Source organism: Actinoallomurus sp. CA-142502 (assembly GCF_050936355.1).
Lineage (GTDB): Bacteria > Actinomycetota > Actinomycetes > Streptosporangiales > Streptosporangiaceae > Actinoallomurus > Actinoallomurus iriomotensis.
In genome coordinates, this window is the sequence record NZ_JBNJMY010000001.1 from 5,209,592 (window position 1) to 5,225,995 (window position 16,404).

A 16,404-nucleotide genomic window follows, 5' to 3' on the forward strand; every position below is an offset into this window, starting at 1 on the left:
AACACGAGAGGGCCCGCCGTGCCAGGCACGGCGGGCCCTCTTCGTGAACCGCGCTCAGCGCGGCGGATACTGCTGCTGACCCGGGCCGGGCTGTCCGCCGTACTGCTGCTGCCCGCCGTACTGCTGCGGGCCTGGCCCGTACTGCTGCTGCGGGTTCGGGTACGCCGGGGCGGACGGCTGCTGCGGCGCGTACGGCTGCTGGGGAGCGGCGCCGTACGGAGCGGGCGCGGGGGCCGAGGCCCGGGCGGCCTGGATGCGGCGGAACACCATGCTGAACGCCGCGACCGCGCCGATCGCCCAGAACAGGTACGTCTTGCCGTCGAGCGAGTCGAAGTACAGCTTCGGTTGGTGCACCTCGAGGCTGAGCACCTTGGAGAAACTGGCGCCGGCCTTGTGCGCCACGTACGCGGGGATCGCGAGGAACTCCCCGAGCGCGCAGCCGACGACCGTGAACAGGGCCGCCACGACCGCGATGCCGGTGCTCGACGGACGGGCCGCGAACATGGTCAGGCCGACCAGGGCGCCGACCCCGATCGCCACGAGGCTGAACTCGTGCGCGGTGACGACGGTGATGACCGCCCAGAGGGCGGCACCGAGGATCATCGCGAGAAATCCGAGGACGATCGCTTTGCCGTTGCCCCCGCTCGGGCGCGCCGACGATTCGTGCATGACACCTACCTTGCCGTTATGTGGGCGCAGGCAGGTCTTCACCTGGTGAATCAGCGCCCCACCCTTGATACGTGCTGGGTTTGATGGGCGGACGATGCGTATGGTTCCGGACAATTTGGTCTAGACCACGACTGGACCAACATGGTCTAGACCAATTAGGCTGCGTCTGGTTCGCCGCCCGCCATGGATGTTGGCTCCCGGCCGGGCGGCGGGCCGATCGCCCCGGCGCCGTGGTGACGAGTTCCCCGCCCGGGTTCGATAAGGTCGGTTCTGAAAAAACATCGATTCACTGCCCGGTAGACGAGGCCGGGGGACGAAGGAGATTGGTGCCGTGACCATCCGGGTTGGCGTTAACGGCTTCGGCCGTATCGGCCGTAACTTCTGGCGCGCTCTCAACGCGGCGGGTGGCGATGTGGAGATCGTGGCGGTCAACGACCTCACCGACAACGCCACGCTCGCTCACCTGCTCAAGTACGACAGCATCCTCGGCCGGCTGCCGGAGGACGTGAAGGCCGGCGCCGACGAGATCACCGTGGGCGGCCACACGATCAAGGCCTTCGCGGAGCGCGACCCGGCCAAGCTGCCGTGGGGCGACCTCGGCGTGGACATCGTCGTCGAGTCGACCGGCCTGTTCACCGACGCCACCAAGGCCAAGGTGCACGCCGACAACGGTGCGAAGAAGGTCATCATCTCCGCGCCGGCCAAGAACGAGGACGTCACGATCGTTCTCGGCGTGAACGACGACGCGTACGACCCCGACCAGCACACGATCATCTCGAACGCCTCCTGCACCACCAACTGCCTGGGCCCGATGGCGAAGGTGATCAACGACACGTTCGGCATCGAGCGTGGCCTGATGACCACGATCCACGCCTACACCCAGGACCAGAACCTCCAGGACGGCCCGCACAAGGACCTGCGCCGCGCCCGTGCCGCCGCCCTCAACGTCGTGCCGACCAGCACCGGCGCCGCCAAGGCGATCGGTCTGGTGCTGCCGGAGCTCAAGGGCAAGCTCGACGGCTACGCCCTGCGCGTGCCGGTCCCGACCGGCTCGGCCACCGACCTCACCGCCACGCTGTCCCGCGAGACCACGGTGGAAGAGGTCAACAACGCGATCCGCGCCGCCGCCGAGGGCCCGCTGCGCGGCATCCTCACCTACACCGAGGACCCGATCGTCTCCAGCGACATCGTCACGGACCCGGCCTCCTGCATCTTCGACGCCGGCCTGACCAAGGTGATCGGCGACCAGATCAAGGTCGTCGGCTGGTACGACAACGAGTGGGGCTACTCCAACCGCCTCGTCGACCTCGTCAAGCTCGTGGGTGCGAGGCTCTGAGCCCGATGCGAACGATCGATGAGCTCGGTGACGTGCGCGGCAAGCGCGTCCTGGTCCGCTCGGACCTGAACGTCCCGCTCGCCGACGGCGTGATCGGCGACGACGGCCGCATCCGCGCCAGCGTGCCCACCATCAACGAGCTCGCGGAGAAGGGCGCACGCGTCATCGTGTGCGCCCACCTCGGCCGCCCCAACGGAAAGCCTCAGCCGGAGTTCTCTCTGAAGCCGGTCGCCGCCCGCCTGGGCGAGCTACTCGGCCGCGAGGTCCGCTTCGCCGACGACACCGTCGGTGACTCGGCCAAGGCGACCGTCGACGCCCTCGCCGACGGCGAGGTCGCCCTGCTGGAGAACCTCCGCTTCAACGCGGGGGAGACCAGCAAGGACGACGCCGAGCGCGGCGCGTTCGCCGACGCCCTGGCCGGTCTCGCCGAGCTGTACGTCGGCGACGGCTTCGGCGCGGTGCACCGCAAGCACGCCAGCGTCTACGACGTGCCGCAGCGGCTCCCGCACGCGGCCGGCGGGCTGGTCGCCGCCGAGGTCGAGGTGCTCAAGCAGCTCACCGAGGACCCCAAGCGCCCGTACGCCGTGGTGCTGGGCGGCGCGAAGGTCTCCGACAAGCTCGGTGTCATCGCCAACCTGCTCGGCAAGGTCGACCGTCTCCTGATCGGCGGCGGTATGGCCTACACCTTCCTCAAGGCCCAGGGCCACGAGGTCGGCAACTCGCTCCTGCAGGATGACCAGCTCGACCAGGTCAGCGGCTTCCTCAAGGAGGCCGAGGAGCGCGGTGTCGAGCTCGTGCTGCCGGTCGACGTGCTGGCCGCGACCGGGTTCGCCGCCGACGCGCCGCACGAGGTCGTCGACACGACCGCGATCCCGGCCGACCGCGAGGGCCTCGACATCGGGCCGCGCACCCGTGAGCTGTTCGCGAGCAAGCTCGCCGACGCGGCGACCGTGTTCTGGAACGGCCCGATGGGCGTGTTCGAGTTCGACGCCTTCTCCGGCGGCACCCGTGCGGTGGCCGAGGCCCTGATCGCCTCCGACGCGTTCACCGTCGTCGGCGGCGGTGACTCGGCGGCGGCCGTACGCAAGCTGGGTCTGCCCGAAGACGGGTTCTCGCACATCTCGACCGGCGGCGGCGCGAGCCTCGAGTACCTCGAGGGTAAGTCGCTGCCCGGCCTTGCCGCTCTGGAGGACTGACCGTGGCGCCGAAGAGTGCCGCCGGCGAGGGGGGCCGCAAGCCCCTCATCGCCGGCAACTGGAAGATGAACCTCAACCACCTCGAGGCGATCGCGCACGTCCAGAAGCTGGCGTTCGGCCTCAAGGAGGCCGACTACGAAGCGGCCGACGTCGTGGTGCTCCCGCCGTTCACCGACATCCGCAGCGTGCAGACGCTGGTGGACGCCGACCGGCTGGTGCTGAAGTACGGCGCCCAGGACGTCTCGGCACACGAGAAGGGCGCCTACACCGGCGAGGTGTCGGCCGCGATGCTCGCCAAGCTCGGCTGCACCTACGTGCTCGCCGGGCACTCCGAGCGCCGTGAGTACCACCACGAGGACGACGCGCTCGTCAACGCGAAGGTGAAGGCGGCGTTCAAGCACGAGCTGACGCCGATCCTGTGCGTGGGCGAGGGCCTGGAGATCCGCCAGGCGGGCGAGCACCTGTCGCACACGCTCGGCCAGCTCGACGGCGCCCTGGAGAAGGTGCCGGCGGAGCAGGCCCGGCAGATCGTCATCGCCTACGAGCCGGTCTGGGCGATCGGCACCGGTGAGGTCGCCACCCCCGACGACGCGCAGGAGGTGTGCGGCGCGATCCGCACACGCCTCGCCGAGCTGTACAGTGGAGATCTCGCCGATCAGGTGCGTGTCCTCTACGGCGGCTCCGTCAAGGGTGACAACATCGGCGGCATCATGGCCCAGGCCGACATCGACGGGGCCCTCGTCGGGGGCGCCAGCCTCGATGCCGGAGAGTTCATCAAGATCTGCCGGTTCCGTGAGCGGCTCGTCTGATCTCCGTCGCCGGACTGAGCGTTTCTGCTGAGACAGGCGGGGGTAGTGACGTACCCTCGGAACGGATGACCTGAATACGCGACTATTCCCCGCGCCCGGCGGGGTGAATCACGAAAGCGCTGAACTGCTGTGATCATCGGAACTTCCATCGTCCTCATCATCACGAGCGCGCTGATGGTGTTGCTCGTCCTCCTCCACAAGGGCAAGGGCGGTGGCCTGTCGGATCTGTTCGGCGGCGGTATCAGCTCCTCGCTGGGCGGGTCGTCCGTGGTCGAGCGCAACCTCGACCGGCTCACGATCGGCACGGGCATCATCTGGTTTCTGTCGATCATCGCCCTGGGCCTGTTGTTCGCACACGGCCACCACGGCTGATCCGCGCACAGGCATACCGGCCAGGCAGTGTTGACGGCCGTCGCGTCCTCGTCGCGACGGCAGGAATAACGAGGAGTACTCCGTGGGTAGTGGCAACGCCATTCGGGGCAGCCGCGTCGGCGCCGGCCCGATGGGAGAGGCCGAGCGCGGTGAGGCGGCACCCCGGGTGTGGGTGACGTTCTACTGCGCGAACCGGCACGAATCCCGGCCGAGCTTCGCGACCGACGTCGCCGTACCGGACCAGTGGGACTGCCCTCGCTGCGGTTTCCCCGCCGGCAAGGACCCCCAGAACCCCCCTGCGCCCCCGCGCAACGAGCCGTACAAGACGCACCTCGCGTACGTCAAGGAGCGGCGCAGCGACGCCGACGGTGAGGCCATTCTCGAAGAGGCCCTCACCAAGCTCCGCAACGAGCGCGCCGCCATCCAGGCGGCCATGGAGCGCGCCCGCAACTAGGGCCTGACTCGAAGCCCCGTCACGGACGGGAGCTTCGGGACAAGTCCGAGCGGGACAGGCACGTCCGCGACCGGCCCGGCGCACGCCTCGGCGTACGCCGGGCCGTCGCCGTCACGGAGGTGGCCATGGGCCGGTGGACCTGCCCGCGGTGCGACCGTGAGTTCGGGCGCGCCCGGCAGTCGCACGTGTGCGTGCCCGGCTGCACGGTCGAGGAGTGCTTCGCCCCCTGGCCGGACACCTACCGGGAGATCTACGACCGGCTGGTCGGCCACCTGGCCACGCTGGGCCCCTTCCACGCCGACGCGGTCGGCGTCGGGGTGTTCCTGAAGAGCGACCGCAAGCTCGCCGAGGTGCGGCCCAAAGCGCGGTCGCTGAACCTCTGGCTGTTCCTGCCCCGCCCGGTCGAGCACGCACGCATCGCGCGCCGTCTGCTCGTCTCCGGTGACCGTACGATGCACGTCATCAAGCTGATCGACCCCGCCGACGTGGACGAGCAGGTGTGCGCCTGGCTCACCGAGTCCTTCGACGCGGCCACCGACTGATCCGCGTGCGGCTACCATGGGTGGCCTCGCGACTGGCGCATCGAGGTGGAGTTCACCACCGGGGAGCGAAGAGTACGGCACCGCGCGCCTGGGTGTCCTCTCCTGCCAAGGGAGGATCCCCATGCACCAACCGCCGCTGTCGCATCTCACCGACGCCGACCCCGCGGTCGCCGAGCTCATCGAGGCCGAGGCCACGCGTCAGCACGACAAGGTCCGGCTCATCGCGTCGGAGAACTACGTCTCACCCGCCGTGCTGGAGGCCACCGGCTCGGTCCTGACCAACAAGTACTCCGAGGGCTATCCGGGCAAGCGCTACTACGAGGGCCAGCAGGTCGTCGACCCGATCGAGGAACTGGCCGGCGAACGCGCCCGTACGCTCTTCGGCGTCCCGCACGCCAACGTCCAGCCGTACTCCGGCTCGCCCGCCAACCTCGCCGTGCACCTGGCGTTCATGGAGCCGGGTGACACCTTCCTGTCGCTGGAGCTCGCCCACGGCGGTCACCTGACGCACGGGTCGCCGGTGTCGATCACCGGCAAGTGGCTGCGCCCGGTCCACTACGGTGTCGGCCGCACGACCGGGCGGGTCGACATGGACCAGGTACGCGACCTCGCGCGCAAGGAGCGCCCGAAGGTCATCTTCTGTGGCGGCACCGCGATCCCGCGCACGATCGACTTCCCCGCGTTCGCCGAGATCGCCCGGGAGACCGGCGCCGTCCTCGTCGCCGACATCGCGCACATCGCGGGTCTGGTCGCCGGGGGAGCGCACCCGTCCCCGGCCGGGCACGCCGACGTGATCACCACGACGACCCACAAGACCCTGCGCGGCCCGCGCGGCGCGATGATCCTGACCACCGAGGAGCACGCCACCGCGATCGACAAGGCGATCTTCCCCGGGCTGCAGGGCGGCCCGCACAACCACACGACCGCGGCGATCGCCGTGGCGCTGAACGAGGCCGCCCGGCCGGAGTTCCGCACCTACGCCCAGCAGGTCGTCGCGAACGCCAAGGCCCTCGCGGCCGCGCTGACGGACCGGGGCTTCGACCTCGTGTCCGGCGGCACCGACAACCACCTGATCCTGGTCGACCTGACGAACAAGGACATCGCCGGCAAACCGGCGGCCAAGGCGCTCGACCTGGCCGGAATCGAGCTCAACTTCAACACGGTGCCCTTCGATCCGCGCAAGCCGTGGAGCCCGTCGGGGATCCGCCTCGGCACGGCGGCGGTCACGACCCGCGGCCTCACCGAGGAGCACATGGCCTCCGTCGCCGAGTGGATCGACCGCGCGGTCGCGTCGGCCGAGGACGGACCCGCGCTCGACGCGATCGCGGGGGAGATCCAGAACCTGCTGAAGGGCTTCCCGATGCCCGGCTGGGCGCCCGTCCGCTGACGCGTGGGCCGCGGCGCGGACGGGTCCGCCGTCCGCGCCGCGCGGCCATCGGCCGGCGTTCAGGACCCGGCGGACGATCGAGGTGACCGCGTGGTGGTCGTAGGACGCGGTACCGGAGAGCATGCCGCGCGGGGCGCCCATCGACCTGCTGGACGCGCTCGGCGTCGACCGTCCCGGTCACGCTCGTCGCGCCGTGTTCTCCCCGAGCCGACCTGCGCCTGCTCGACGGCGTAGGGTACATGCCGCACTTCGAGCGTCCCGACGACACCGTCGCGATCGTCTCGAGCTTCCTGCGTGCCGGGCGGGGGCTCAGAAGGACGGCGCCTCGCCGTCCGGGACGCCGACACGGAACACGCGCAGCTGCAACGCGAGCGCGGAGTAGTAGCCGACGAGGGTGACAAGCTCCACCACGGCGGTACGGCCCAGGGACGCCGTCGCCTCGGCGTACATCGGGGCGGACAGGTCACCGTCGGCGGCGAGCGCGCGGGCCGTCTCGTGAACGATCCGCTCCCGCGCGTCGGCCAGGACCGGGTCGCCGCCGGTTCGCAGGGCGGTCAGCTCGTCCTCGGTCAGCCCCGCCCGGCGGCCGGCGCGCTCGTGCGCGTACCACTCGTACTCCGAGCGGGACTGTGCCGCGACGACGAGCGTCGCGATCTCTCGCTCGCGGGCGGTGAAGCTCGTCCGGAACCGCAGCGCGGCGCCCAGCTCCTGCAGCGGATCGCCGACGGCCGGGCTGTAGAGCATCGCGTTGAACGGGCCGAGCAACCGGCCCTCCTCATCGACGAAGGAGAACACGTTCGCCGGGCGGGGACCGCCGACGATCGCCTCGTAGACGTCACGCTGCTCGTCGTTCAGATCGTCGGGATGCAGGGAGGGGAGACGCGGCTCGTCGATCACGGACAGCACCGTATCGCGGCGCGGCGCGGCCGATCCGGGTACGGCGAGGGGGCATGGGGGCCGGGAGCCGGACTATCGTCGAGGGCGGAACCTGCCGGCCGGATGAGAGGGATGGTCACCATGACGATGCCGTCGTTTCCGCCCGAGTTCCCATGGGAGCCGTCGCGGCGGGAGCCCCAGGGCGATCCCCGGGACCTGCCCCAGCGGGGTGCGTACGCCGGGCCGAGCGCCGCCGACCTGCTGTACGACCGGCGCATCGTGCTGGCGAACGGCCGGATCGACGGCGACCTCGCCACCGACCTGTCCGCACGGTTGATCATGCTGGACGGGAGTGGCGACGAGCCGATCGCCCTGCACCTGCGCGCCCCGGACGCCGACCTCGAGGCGGCGTTCGCGGTGGCCGACACGATGGGCGTCCTGTCCTGCGCGGTGAACGTCGTGGTGATCGGCCAGGCGGGCGGGCCGGCGCTGCTGATCCTGGCGGCCGGGCGGAGCCGCGAGATGACCCCGCACGCGACCCTCCTGCTGACCGAGCCGCGCACCGAGGCCGGCGGTGCCGCCTCCGACGTGGCCATCCGCGAGGAGGAGCACCGGCGGAAGGTGGACGCGTTCTACCTCCGGCTCGCCGAGGTCACCGGCCGCGAGGTGGACGAGGTCCGCGAGGACGCGCGCGAGGGTCGCATGTTCACCGCCGAGCAGGCGCGGGAGTACGGCCTCATCCACGCGATCGCCGGCGACCGCCCGTGATCGCCGGTCGGGGCGGCGCCGGTCACGGCTCTCGTAAGGCGCAGTCGCCGCAGAGGCCACCGCCGGGTACGCGGTAGTACAGGCAGCAGCTGCGCCGCTGGAAGCCCCGCGGCCCGAGCTCGCCCGTGCCGCGCAGGGGCGGTACCTCCAGCAACTCCCGTACCAGCCGGTCGGCAGGTGCGGTGCTTCCGGGGCGCGCTCCCGCCAGGACGGTGAGCGCTCCGGCCAGCGCCGAGGCGGCGTTGCCCCACAGCAGGCCCTCGGCGACCGGAGTCACCTCGCGGAGCGCGCTCACCAGCGGGCGCAGATGACGGTCCACCACGACGCGGTGCACGGCGGAGGCGTCAGCGACCAGCCCCGGCGGCTCCGGCGCCGCCAGCAGCACCGGCCCCGGCGAGGCCGCGCGCCAGTACGTACGGGCCGGGTCCAGGTCGGGGAGCACGCCGTGCTCCACGGCCGCCGCCAGCACCGGCGACCACAGCCGGCCCGCGATCCCCTGGAACAGCAGTGAGGCCGCGACGCGCTCCTCACCGGTGCCCAGCCGCGCACGGACGGCGGCGATCTGATCCGGCAGGGCCCGCCCCGCCAGCTCGGTGAACGGCCGCCAGAGCGGATGGCCCGCGATGCCGGGGTCGGTGTCGACCGAGAAGAACGGGCCGATCCGTGCCACGTCGGCGAGCGCCGCCGTGGGGTCTGGCCGGTCCTTCATCACCGCCCGAGCCTGCCGGGTACGGCCCGGCCGGTCAACTCTGGGACGATTGAGCCGTGATCTATGACCACCCCCGGGCGTACGAGCTGGCCTGTTCCTTCCGCGACGTGAGCGCCGAGGTGGACGCCCTGCTCGCCTGGGCGGGCCCGGTCCGTACGGTGCTGGAGCTGGCCGCCGGGCCGGCCGAACACGCGCGGGAGTTCGCCCGCCGAGGCGTCGCGGCCACCGCGCTGGACCTGAGCCCGGCGATGTGCGCGTACGCGCGCTCGCAGGGGGAGGGCCTCCCGCTGGAGGTCGTGGAGGCGGACATGACCGGGTTCCGGCTCGGCCGCCGGTTCGACCTGGTCGTCACCATGCTCGACTCGACCGCGCATCTCATGACGCTGGACGCCTTCGTGGCGTACCTCTCCCACGTCCGCGAGCACCTGGCCGACGGCGGGCTCGCGGTCATCGAGATGAGCCATCCGGCCGACCGCCTCAGCGACACTCCGCGCGTGTCCAACGCCTGGACGGTCAGCAAGGACGGCGTGAGCGCGCACGTACGCTGGGGAGAGCCCGGTGACGAGCTGGACCCGATCACCCAGGTCGTCCGCGACCGGGTGACCATCGCGATCGACGGCGGCGACGTGATCCAGGGCGTCGTGCCCTACCGTTTCTGGACCGCGACCGAGCTCCAGGCCGCCATCCGCCTCGCGGGCGGCCTCACCGTCGAGGCCCGGTACGGCGACTTCGACGCCGGGGTGTCGCTGGACTCCCCGGACGCCTGGCGCATGATCACGCTCCTGCGCCGCGTCAGCCCGACAGCCGATCGATGATCAGCCAGGCGCCGACGGCGACCATGGCGGTCCCGGAGAGGCGGCCGATGAGGTGCGCGGCGGCCGGCCGGCCGTACAGGACGGTACGGGTGAGGGCGCCGAGGCAGAGATAGAACACCGCGCACGTCACCATGAACGTCAGGCCGAGCACGCCGATCTGCCCGGCGATGGGCCAGCCGCCGTCGCGATCGGTGAACTGGGGCAGCAGGGCGAGGAAGATCAATAAGCCCTTCGGGTTGAGCCCGCTGACGCCGATGCCGCGGACGAAGACGGCCCGGTCGGTTCCGGTCAGGCGGTGGCCGCTCGTGCCGGGCGTGGAGGGGCGGGCGAACGTCGTCGCGCCGTGCCACATCAGGTAGAGGCCGCCGACGAGCGTGAGACCGGTCAGCGCGGCCGGTGACCCCGCCACCAGGGCGCCGACCCCCGCCGCGACGATGAGGGTGACGGCGGCGTAGCCGACGACCAGCCCGGCCACCGCGGGAAGCACGGAGCGGCCGCGCAGCCCCGCGCTGATGGTGAACGCCCAGTCCGCGCCCGGCACCACGATGAGGAGCAGCGCGACGATCCAGAAGGCGAGCACGGAGCTTACGGCCATGAGTCTTCTCCGATCGCGGCTGTCGATGAGGAGAATACGTGCGATCGGCGCGGAAGTGTTTCCAACTTCTGCTGGCTGAGCGGCGGATTCTGGAAGAATCTTCTGTGTGGACGCGATCGACCGGAAGATCCTTGCCGAGCTACAGGAAGACGGCCGTGCGACGATCACGGAGCTGGCGGCGCGGGTGGGACTGAGCGTCTCGCCGTGCCATCGCCGTCTACGGGAGCTGGAACGCGACGGAACGATCGTCGGCTACCGCGCGATCGTGGACGCCGGCGCGCTCGGCCTGACCTTCCAGGCGCTGGTCTTCGTCACCATGCGGCAGGAGGATCGCGACACGTTGCTCGGCTTCGAGGAGGCGGTCGCCCGGGTGCCGGAGGTCGTACAGGCCCAGAGGCTGTTCGGCGACCCCGACTACCTGCTGCGCGTCGTCACCGCCGACCTGACCGCCTACCAGGAGCTGGAGGACGACGTCCTGTCCGCCCTCCCTGGCGTGCAGCGGCTGAACTCCACGCTCGTCATGAAGCATGTGGTGAACGACCGGCCGCTCCCCACCTGAGCGCCGCGTCAGCGGGACGCGGGCCGGGAGATGTCCGGCGGCAGCTCGCCGGCGGCGGCCCGGTCGAGTACGAACAGCGTTCGCTGCTTTCCCCGGGCACCGGCGGCCGGCACCTCGGCGGGGTCCGCGTCGGACAGGGCCAGTCGCGCGGCCTTGGCCTTCGACTCGCCCGCCGCGATGATCCAGACCTCTCTGGCGCTGCGGAGCGCCGGGAGGGTCAGGCTCAGGCGGGTGGGCGGGGGTTTCGGCGCCCCGTGCACGGCCACGACCGGGCGGCTCTCCCGCAGCGCGGGCAGGCCCGGGAACAGCGACGCCACGTGCGCGTCCGGGCCCAGGCCGAGCATGAGCACGTCGAACGACGGCACGTCGCCGTGATCGTCCGGGCGGGTGGCCTTCCGCAGCGCCTCGGCGTACTTCCGCGCGGCGTCCTCGGGGGAGAGCCCCGAGTCGGACGCGGGCATCGGGTGTACGCGGCGTTCGTCCACGTCGACGTGGTCGAGCAGGGCCGCACGCGCGCCGGTCTCGTTCCGCTCCTCGTGGCCGGAGGGCAGGTATCGCTCGTCGCCCCACCAGATGTCCACGTTCTGCCAGTCGACGGCGTCGCGGGCGGGTGCGGCGGCCAGCTCCGCCAGGACGGCGGTGCCCACGCCGCCCCCGGTGAGGACGACGTGGGCGCCGCCGCCCGCGGACTGCGCGTCCACGAGCCGCGTCACCAGCCGCGCGGCGACGGCCTTGGCGAGCAGGTCCTGGTCCTGGTGGACCACGACGGACGGCATGGTCACGACTTCTTCGCCTTCGGCTTCGCGGCGCTCTTCGCGGCGGGGGCGGCCTGCGCGGACGACGCCTCCAGGCCCTTGGCGAACCGCTGGACCGCCTCGTAGTAGACCTCGTCGGGGTCGAGACGCCGCAGTTCTTCGGCGAGCAGCTCGGCGGTCGAGCGCCGGTGCAGCGCGACCTGGCGGTCGGGCTGGTCGGACCGCGAGAGCGTCGCGACCCGGCCGTCCGGGCGGGTGACCGCGATCTCACCGTCCTTGGTGGTGAGGCGCACCGCCGTGATGCCCGGCCCACGGGACTCGGCGATCTCCGCCGAGACGCCGAGGCGCACCGACAGCCAGCCGCCGAGCAGCGCCGCGCTCGGGCTGCCGGGATCGGCCTCGATACGGGCCGCCGTGACGTCGTCGTGCGGCTGGTCAAGGGCCGCGGCGAGCAGGGAACGCCACGGCGTGACGCGCGCCCACGCGAAGTCGGTGTCGCCGGGCAGGTAGCCACCGGCCAGTCGCTTCAGCGCGCCGAGCGGGTCGGCGGCGCTCGCCGAGTCGGTGACCCGGCGCTGGGCGAGTGCGCCGAGGGCCTCGTCGCCCGGCTTGGCCGGTGCCTCGCCGGGCCACCAGGTGACGACGGGCGTGTCGGGCACCAGCAGCGGCAGCACCACGGAGTCGGCGTGCTCGGCGAGCTGGCCGTACATCCGCAGCAGCACCGTCTCACCGGGACCGCTCTCGCCGACGCGGACCTCGGCGTCGAAGCGGGACTCGGCCTCGCGGCCGCGGGCGATCACGCCGAGAATGCGGCAGGGATGCTCGCGCGCCACCTCGGTGGCGGCGCGGATCGCGTCGTACTGGGCCGCCTCGTCGGTCACGACGATCAACGTCAGCACCTTGCCGGTGGCCGGGCCGCCCATCCGGTGGCGGGTCGCGGTCAGCGCATCCTGGATCTTGCGGGTGCTGGTGTTCGCCAGATCGATGATCATCCTTAGAGTCGCCTCCACGCTCGGCCGTCGCGGGCCATCATCTCGTCCGCCGCCTTGGGTCCCCAGCTACCCGCGGGGTAGGGCTGGGGAGCGCCGTGCTTCTCCCAGTGCTCCTCGACCGGGTCGAGAATCCGCCACGACAGCTCGACCTCCTCCTGGCGGGGGAACAGCGGCGGGTCACCGATCAGCACGTCCAGCAGCAGCCGCTCGTACGCCTCGGGGGAGGACTCGGTGAAGGACTCGCCGTAGTCGAAGTCCATGTTGACGTCGCGGACCTCCATCGAGGTGCCCGGCACCTTCGAGCCGAACCGCAGGGTCACGCCCTCGTCCGGCTGCACCCTGATGACCAGGGCGTTCTGGCCCAGCTCCTCGGTGTCGGTCTGCGCGAACGGCAGGTGCGGCGCCCGCTGGAACATCAGCGCCACCTCGGTGGCGCGCCGGGCCAGGCGCTTGCCGGTGCGCAGGTAGAACGGCACGCCCGCCCAGCGGCGCGTGTCGATGTCGAGGCGCATCGCGGCGTACGTGTCGGTGCGCGAACCCGGCGGGATGCCCTCCTCCTCGCGGAACCCGGGCACCTTCACGCCGCCCTGCCAGCCCGCGGCGTACTGGCCGCGCACGGTGTAGGTGTCCAGGTCGGCCGGCAGGCGCACCGCGGACAGGATCTTGGCCTTCTCCGCGCGTACGGACTCGGCCTCGAAGGAGACCGGCTCCTCCATCGCGGTCAGCGCGAGGAGCTGGAGCAGGTGGTTCTGGATCACGTCGCGGGCGGCGCCGATGCCGTCGAAGTAGCCGGCCCGGCCGCCGATGCCGATGTCCTCGGCCATCGTGATCTGCACGTGGTCGACGTAGGAGCGGTTCCAGATCGGCTCGTACAGCGTGTTGGCGAAGCGCAGCGCCAGGATGTTCTGGACCGTCTCCTTGCCGAGGTAGTGGTCGATGCGGAAGATCGACTCCTCGGGGAAGACCTCGTGCAGGATGGCGTTGAGCTCCCGCGCGCTGGCCAGGTCGTGGCCGAACGGCTTCTCGATGACGACACGCCGCCAGGAGCCCTCCGACGGCTTGGACAGCCCGCTGCGCTGGAGCTGCTTGACGACGTCCTGGAAGAACTTCGGCGGAATCGACAGGTAGAACGCGTAGTTGCCGCCGGTGCCCCGCTTGGCGTCCAGCTCCTTGACGGCCGTCGCCAGCTGCTCGAACGCCGCGTCGTCGTCGAAGGTGCCCGGTACGAAGTGGATGCCCTCGCTGAGCTGGTTCCAGACCTCCTCGCGGAAGGGCGTTCGCGCGTGCTCCTTGACCGCGTCGTGCGCGAGCTGGCGGAAGTCCTGGTGCTCCCAGTCGCGGCGGGCGAACCCGACCACGGCGAAGCCCGGCGGCAGCAGGCCGCGGTTGGCCAGGTCGTAGATCGCCGGAAGCAGCTTCTTACGGGACAGGTCCCCGGTGACCCCGAACAGCACGAGCACACATGGCCCGGCCACGCGCGGCAGACGCTTGTCGCGGGGATCGCGGAGCGGGTTGAGGATGTTCTCCATCCGCGTCATCTGCCATCTCCGTCCTGCGTTGCGGTCTTACCGGTGGGCCGACTGATGCCCGACATCCCCGTCCTCCCTGGGCAGTGGTGCGCCCGGCGGACCAGGCGCTCTCGCCGCGGGCCTGACCGCGCGGCGATCGTGCGTTTCCGGTCATCGGAGAGCCGATGACCACTATCCCGAACCATCACGTCGTGCACGATCTTCCCCCGTCGGCGGAATGTACGCCGTCGCGGGCGCCTGCCTCCGCATTGTTCCATTCTCTGGCACATGCCATATCACCCGACATGGCATGTCCTCTCCGATCGTTTCAGTTGATGGGGGTCCATGGGGCCGAACGTGCGGTAAACACCGGGAAAAGTGGATCACTTGGCGTTCTCGCAGCGCTCGGATTCAGCCGCTGAGCGCGGCCTCCAGCCTCGCGAGCCCGGCCGCCCGGTCCCGCAGATGCAGCCGCACGACCGTGTGCCCCCGCGTGCGCAGCGCCCGCAGGTCGGCGAAGGCCTGGGCGCGCTGCAGCGTGCCGAGGGAGTACGGCCGGCCGGGCACGTCGACGTCGGCGGTGACCGCCCCGGTGATCTGCAGGAACACGCCCGTGCGCGGTCCGTCCTTGTACACCTGGCCGGTCGAGTGCAGCAGCCGCGGCGCCAGGCCGAACGCCGCCTGGGCGTCGCGCTCGTGCGCGGCCCGGCGGGCGAGCGGCGGCCGTAGCCCGGTCGTGTCGTCCGCCGCGTCGAGGTAGGCCATCACCGCCACGTAACCGTCGGCGGGCACGGCGTGGGTGAACGCGTCGAGGACGTCGCGGAGGTCCTTGGCACCCTCCAGCATGTCGCCGGTGGCGTGCACCTCCACCTCGCCGTCCACCAGGACCGGCTCGCAGCCGATCACCACCGGGGGCGTGCCGTCCTCCGCGCCGCGCAGCAGGCCCGACAGGGCCTCCTCGGACTCACTGATCGCCGGCCGGTCGAACGGGCTGACGCCGATGACCCGGCAGGCCACCGCCGCGGCGTACTCCCACAGCAGGAACAGCGCGCCCAGCGGCCCGGACACGGCCAGCCCGGTGCCGTCGGCGGGGTCGCCGAGCACGAGCCGGCGCACGTCGCGCGTGGCGCCGAACCCCGGCGCGGCCGGGCCCTCCACGACGACCGGCACCAGCCCCCGGCCGTCCTTGCCGGTCGACTCGGCGACCAACTGCTCGATCCAGCGGTCCAGGCCCAGCGGCCCCGAACCGTCATCGGCGATGAGCAGCCGGTCCCGCCCGTTCGCCGGCGCGGTGCCCAGCGCGGCGCCCAGCACCAGCCCGGGGTTGTCGTAGCCGAGCAGCAGCGAGGGGACGAGTGCCTCGGCCTCGTCCAGCAGCCGCCGTACGTCGGCCCCGCAGAGCGCCGCCGGCACCAGGCCGTAGGCGCTCAGCGCGCCGAAGCAGCCGGCCACCTCCGGGTCGGCGGCGACGAACGTGTGGCCGGGGGCGTCCAGCGGCGAGCCGGGCGGCCCCACGACCACGATGCGTCCGGCCGGGTCGATGCCCGCGTCGCGGAAGGCGCGCTCGAAGACGCGCCGTACCGCGTCGGTCTCGACCGTCTCGGCGCCGGAGACGACCAGCAGCGTGCGATCGAGCGGACCCCTGGCCGCGCGCCGCACCTGGTGCGGGTCGACCGTGTCGAGCAGGGTGAGGTCCGCGCCCTGGCCGCGCGCGATCACCTCGGCGGCCAGGCAGGCGCCGCCCGTGCCGGCGAGAACGACGTGGTCCAGGCCCGCGAAGCGCTCGGTGAGCTCGTCGAGGCGGGGGAGCAGCCGGCGCGAGCGTTCGGGCGCGTGCACCCAGCCGAGCCGCCCGGCCGCCTCATCCGTCGCCTCGGGCCCCCACAGGCTGGCGTTGCCGGCCATGAGGGCGGCCGGCACGCCGTCGGCGGCCAGCCGTTCGAGGACGCCGTCGGACTCACCGACCGCGTCGCCCTGGACGGTCAGCGACACGCCGCCGCCGGTCACGCGCAACGTCACGGGGCCTCCTTCGCCGACCCCGTGACGGTGACGTCGTGCCATA

General features: G+C 71.8%; 18 protein-coding genes and 1 riboswitch. Of the genes, 10 read left to right on the forward strand and 8 right to left on the reverse strand.

From position 1 onward, the window contains the following. Positions 1-54: 54 nt before the first annotated feature. Complete coding sequence (locus ACQEV1_RS24795) at positions 55-669, reverse strand: hypothetical protein (RefSeq protein WP_433396410.1); 615 nt, start codon at positions 667-669, stop codon at positions 55-57. Between the two features lie 331 nt (positions 670-1,000). Between ACQEV1_RS24795 and gap the strand changes: the two genes are divergently transcribed. The 7 genes from gap to glyA all read left to right on the forward strand — a co-directional run bounded on the left by gap (position 1,001) and on the right by glyA (position 6,765). Then, on the forward strand, positions 1,001-2,005 hold the full coding sequence (gene gap, locus ACQEV1_RS24800; RefSeq protein ID WP_285584087.1) for a type I glyceraldehyde-3-phosphate dehydrogenase: 1,005 nt from the start codon (positions 1,001-1,003) through the stop codon (positions 2,003-2,005). Positions 2,006-2,010: 5 nt separating this feature from the next. Continuing rightward, on the forward strand, positions 2,011-3,201 hold the full coding sequence (locus tag ACQEV1_RS24805; protein WP_433396412.1) for a phosphoglycerate kinase: 1,191 nt from the start codon (positions 2,011-2,013) through the stop codon (positions 3,199-3,201). 2 nt (positions 3,202-3,203) lie between these two features. Then, positions 3,204-4,010 (forward strand): triose-phosphate isomerase, encoded by an 807-nt coding sequence (tpiA, locus tag ACQEV1_RS24810; RefSeq protein ID WP_285636619.1) that lies wholly within the window; start codon positions 3,204-3,206, stop codon positions 4,008-4,010. 129 nt (positions 4,011-4,139) lie between these two features. Continuing rightward, positions 4,140-4,382 carry a preprotein translocase subunit SecG gene (gene secG / locus ACQEV1_RS24815; protein ID WP_285584091.1) on the forward strand — a complete coding sequence of 81 codons (243 nt, stop codon included), beginning with the start codon at positions 4,140-4,142 and terminating at the stop codon, positions 4,380-4,382. Between the two features lie 82 nt (positions 4,383-4,464). Further along, a complete protein-coding gene (locus ACQEV1_RS24820; RefSeq protein ID WP_285584093.1) occupies positions 4,465-4,836 on the forward strand; it encodes an RNA polymerase-binding protein RbpA in 372 nt (123 codons plus the stop codon). Between the two features lie 125 nt (positions 4,837-4,961). Then, positions 4,962-5,378 carry a DUF5655 domain-containing protein gene (locus ACQEV1_RS24825; RefSeq protein ID WP_285584095.1) on the forward strand — a complete coding sequence of 139 codons (417 nt, stop codon included), beginning with the start codon at positions 4,962-4,964 and terminating at the stop codon, positions 5,376-5,378. An 18-nt stretch (positions 5,379-5,396) separates the two neighbouring features. Continuing rightward, positions 5,397-5,479: riboswitch (ZMP/ZTP riboswitch) on the forward strand. Positions 5,480-5,499: 20 nt separating this feature from the next. Beyond that, positions 5,500-6,765: a serine hydroxymethyltransferase gene (glyA, locus tag ACQEV1_RS24830; RefSeq protein WP_433396416.1), complete on the forward strand. Its 1,266-nt coding sequence runs from the start codon at positions 5,500-5,502 to the stop codon at positions 6,763-6,765. Positions 6,766-7,074: 309 nt separating this feature from the next. On the opposite strand, the gene ACQEV1_RS24835 is transcribed toward glyA, so the two are convergent. Beyond that, positions 7,075-7,662, reverse strand: a complete 588-nt coding sequence (locus ACQEV1_RS24835) for a carboxymuconolactone decarboxylase family protein (protein ID WP_433396418.1) — start codon at positions 7,660-7,662, stop codon at positions 7,075-7,077. A gap of 120 nt (positions 7,663-7,782) precedes the next feature. On the opposite strand from ACQEV1_RS24835, the gene ACQEV1_RS24840 reads away from it, so the two are divergent. Continuing rightward, positions 7,783-8,409, forward strand: coding sequence for an ATP-dependent Clp protease proteolytic subunit (locus tag ACQEV1_RS24840; RefSeq protein ID WP_433396420.1), 627 nt, complete (start codon positions 7,783-7,785; stop codon positions 8,407-8,409). Positions 8,410-8,431: 22 nt separating this feature from the next. On the opposite strand, the gene ACQEV1_RS24845 is transcribed toward ACQEV1_RS24840, so the two are convergent. Next, positions 8,432-9,118, reverse strand: coding sequence for a (2Fe-2S)-binding protein (locus ACQEV1_RS24845; RefSeq protein ID WP_433396422.1), 687 nt, complete (start codon positions 9,116-9,118; stop codon positions 8,432-8,434). Positions 9,119-9,174: 56 nt separating this feature from the next. Here ACQEV1_RS24845 and ACQEV1_RS24850 point away from each other — a divergent pair, with 56 nt between their 5' ends. Then, entirely contained in the window at positions 9,175-9,933 is a 759-nt protein-coding gene (locus ACQEV1_RS24850; RefSeq protein ID WP_285584104.1) for a class I SAM-dependent methyltransferase, read from the forward strand. On the opposite strand, the gene ACQEV1_RS24855 is transcribed toward ACQEV1_RS24850, so the two are convergent. Then, on the reverse strand, positions 9,911-10,528 hold the full coding sequence (locus ACQEV1_RS24855; protein WP_433396424.1) for a LysE family translocator: 618 nt from the start codon (positions 10,526-10,528) through the stop codon (positions 9,911-9,913). The two genes, ACQEV1_RS24850 and ACQEV1_RS24855, sit on opposite strands and share 23 nt — an antisense overlap. A 106-nt stretch (positions 10,529-10,634) precedes the next feature. Here ACQEV1_RS24855 and ACQEV1_RS24860 point away from each other — a divergent pair, with 106 nt between their 5' ends. Next, positions 10,635-11,087 carry an Lrp/AsnC family transcriptional regulator gene (locus ACQEV1_RS24860; protein WP_285636638.1) on the forward strand — a complete coding sequence of 151 codons (453 nt, stop codon included), beginning with the start codon at positions 10,635-10,637 and terminating at the stop codon, positions 11,085-11,087. 8 nt (positions 11,088-11,095) lie between these two features. Here ACQEV1_RS24860 and pgl read toward each other — a convergent pair whose 3' ends face one another. The 4 genes from pgl to ACQEV1_RS24880 all read right to left on the reverse strand — a co-directional run bounded on the left by pgl (position 11,096) and on the right by ACQEV1_RS24880 (position 16,361). Next, positions 11,096-11,863, reverse strand: coding sequence for a 6-phosphogluconolactonase (gene pgl / locus ACQEV1_RS24865; RefSeq protein WP_433396427.1), 768 nt, complete (start codon positions 11,861-11,863; stop codon positions 11,096-11,098). A gap of 2 nt (positions 11,864-11,865) precedes the next feature. Then, positions 11,866-12,834, reverse strand: coding sequence for a glucose-6-phosphate dehydrogenase assembly protein OpcA (locus tag ACQEV1_RS24870; RefSeq protein ID WP_433396429.1), 969 nt, complete (start codon positions 12,832-12,834; stop codon positions 11,866-11,868). A gap of 2 nt (positions 12,835-12,836) precedes the next feature. Continuing rightward, positions 12,837-14,372 carry a glucose-6-phosphate dehydrogenase gene (zwf, locus tag ACQEV1_RS24875; protein WP_433396430.1) on the reverse strand — a complete coding sequence of 512 codons (1,536 nt, stop codon included), beginning with the start codon at positions 14,370-14,372 and terminating at the stop codon, positions 12,837-12,839. Between the two features lie 381 nt (positions 14,373-14,753). Next, the gene (locus ACQEV1_RS24880) at positions 14,754-16,361 is read right to left on the reverse strand and encodes a glucose-6-phosphate isomerase (RefSeq protein WP_433396432.1); all 1,608 of its coding nucleotides are present in this window, start codon (positions 16,359-16,361) and stop codon (positions 14,754-14,756) included. Positions 16,362-16,404: the final 43 nt, after the last annotated feature.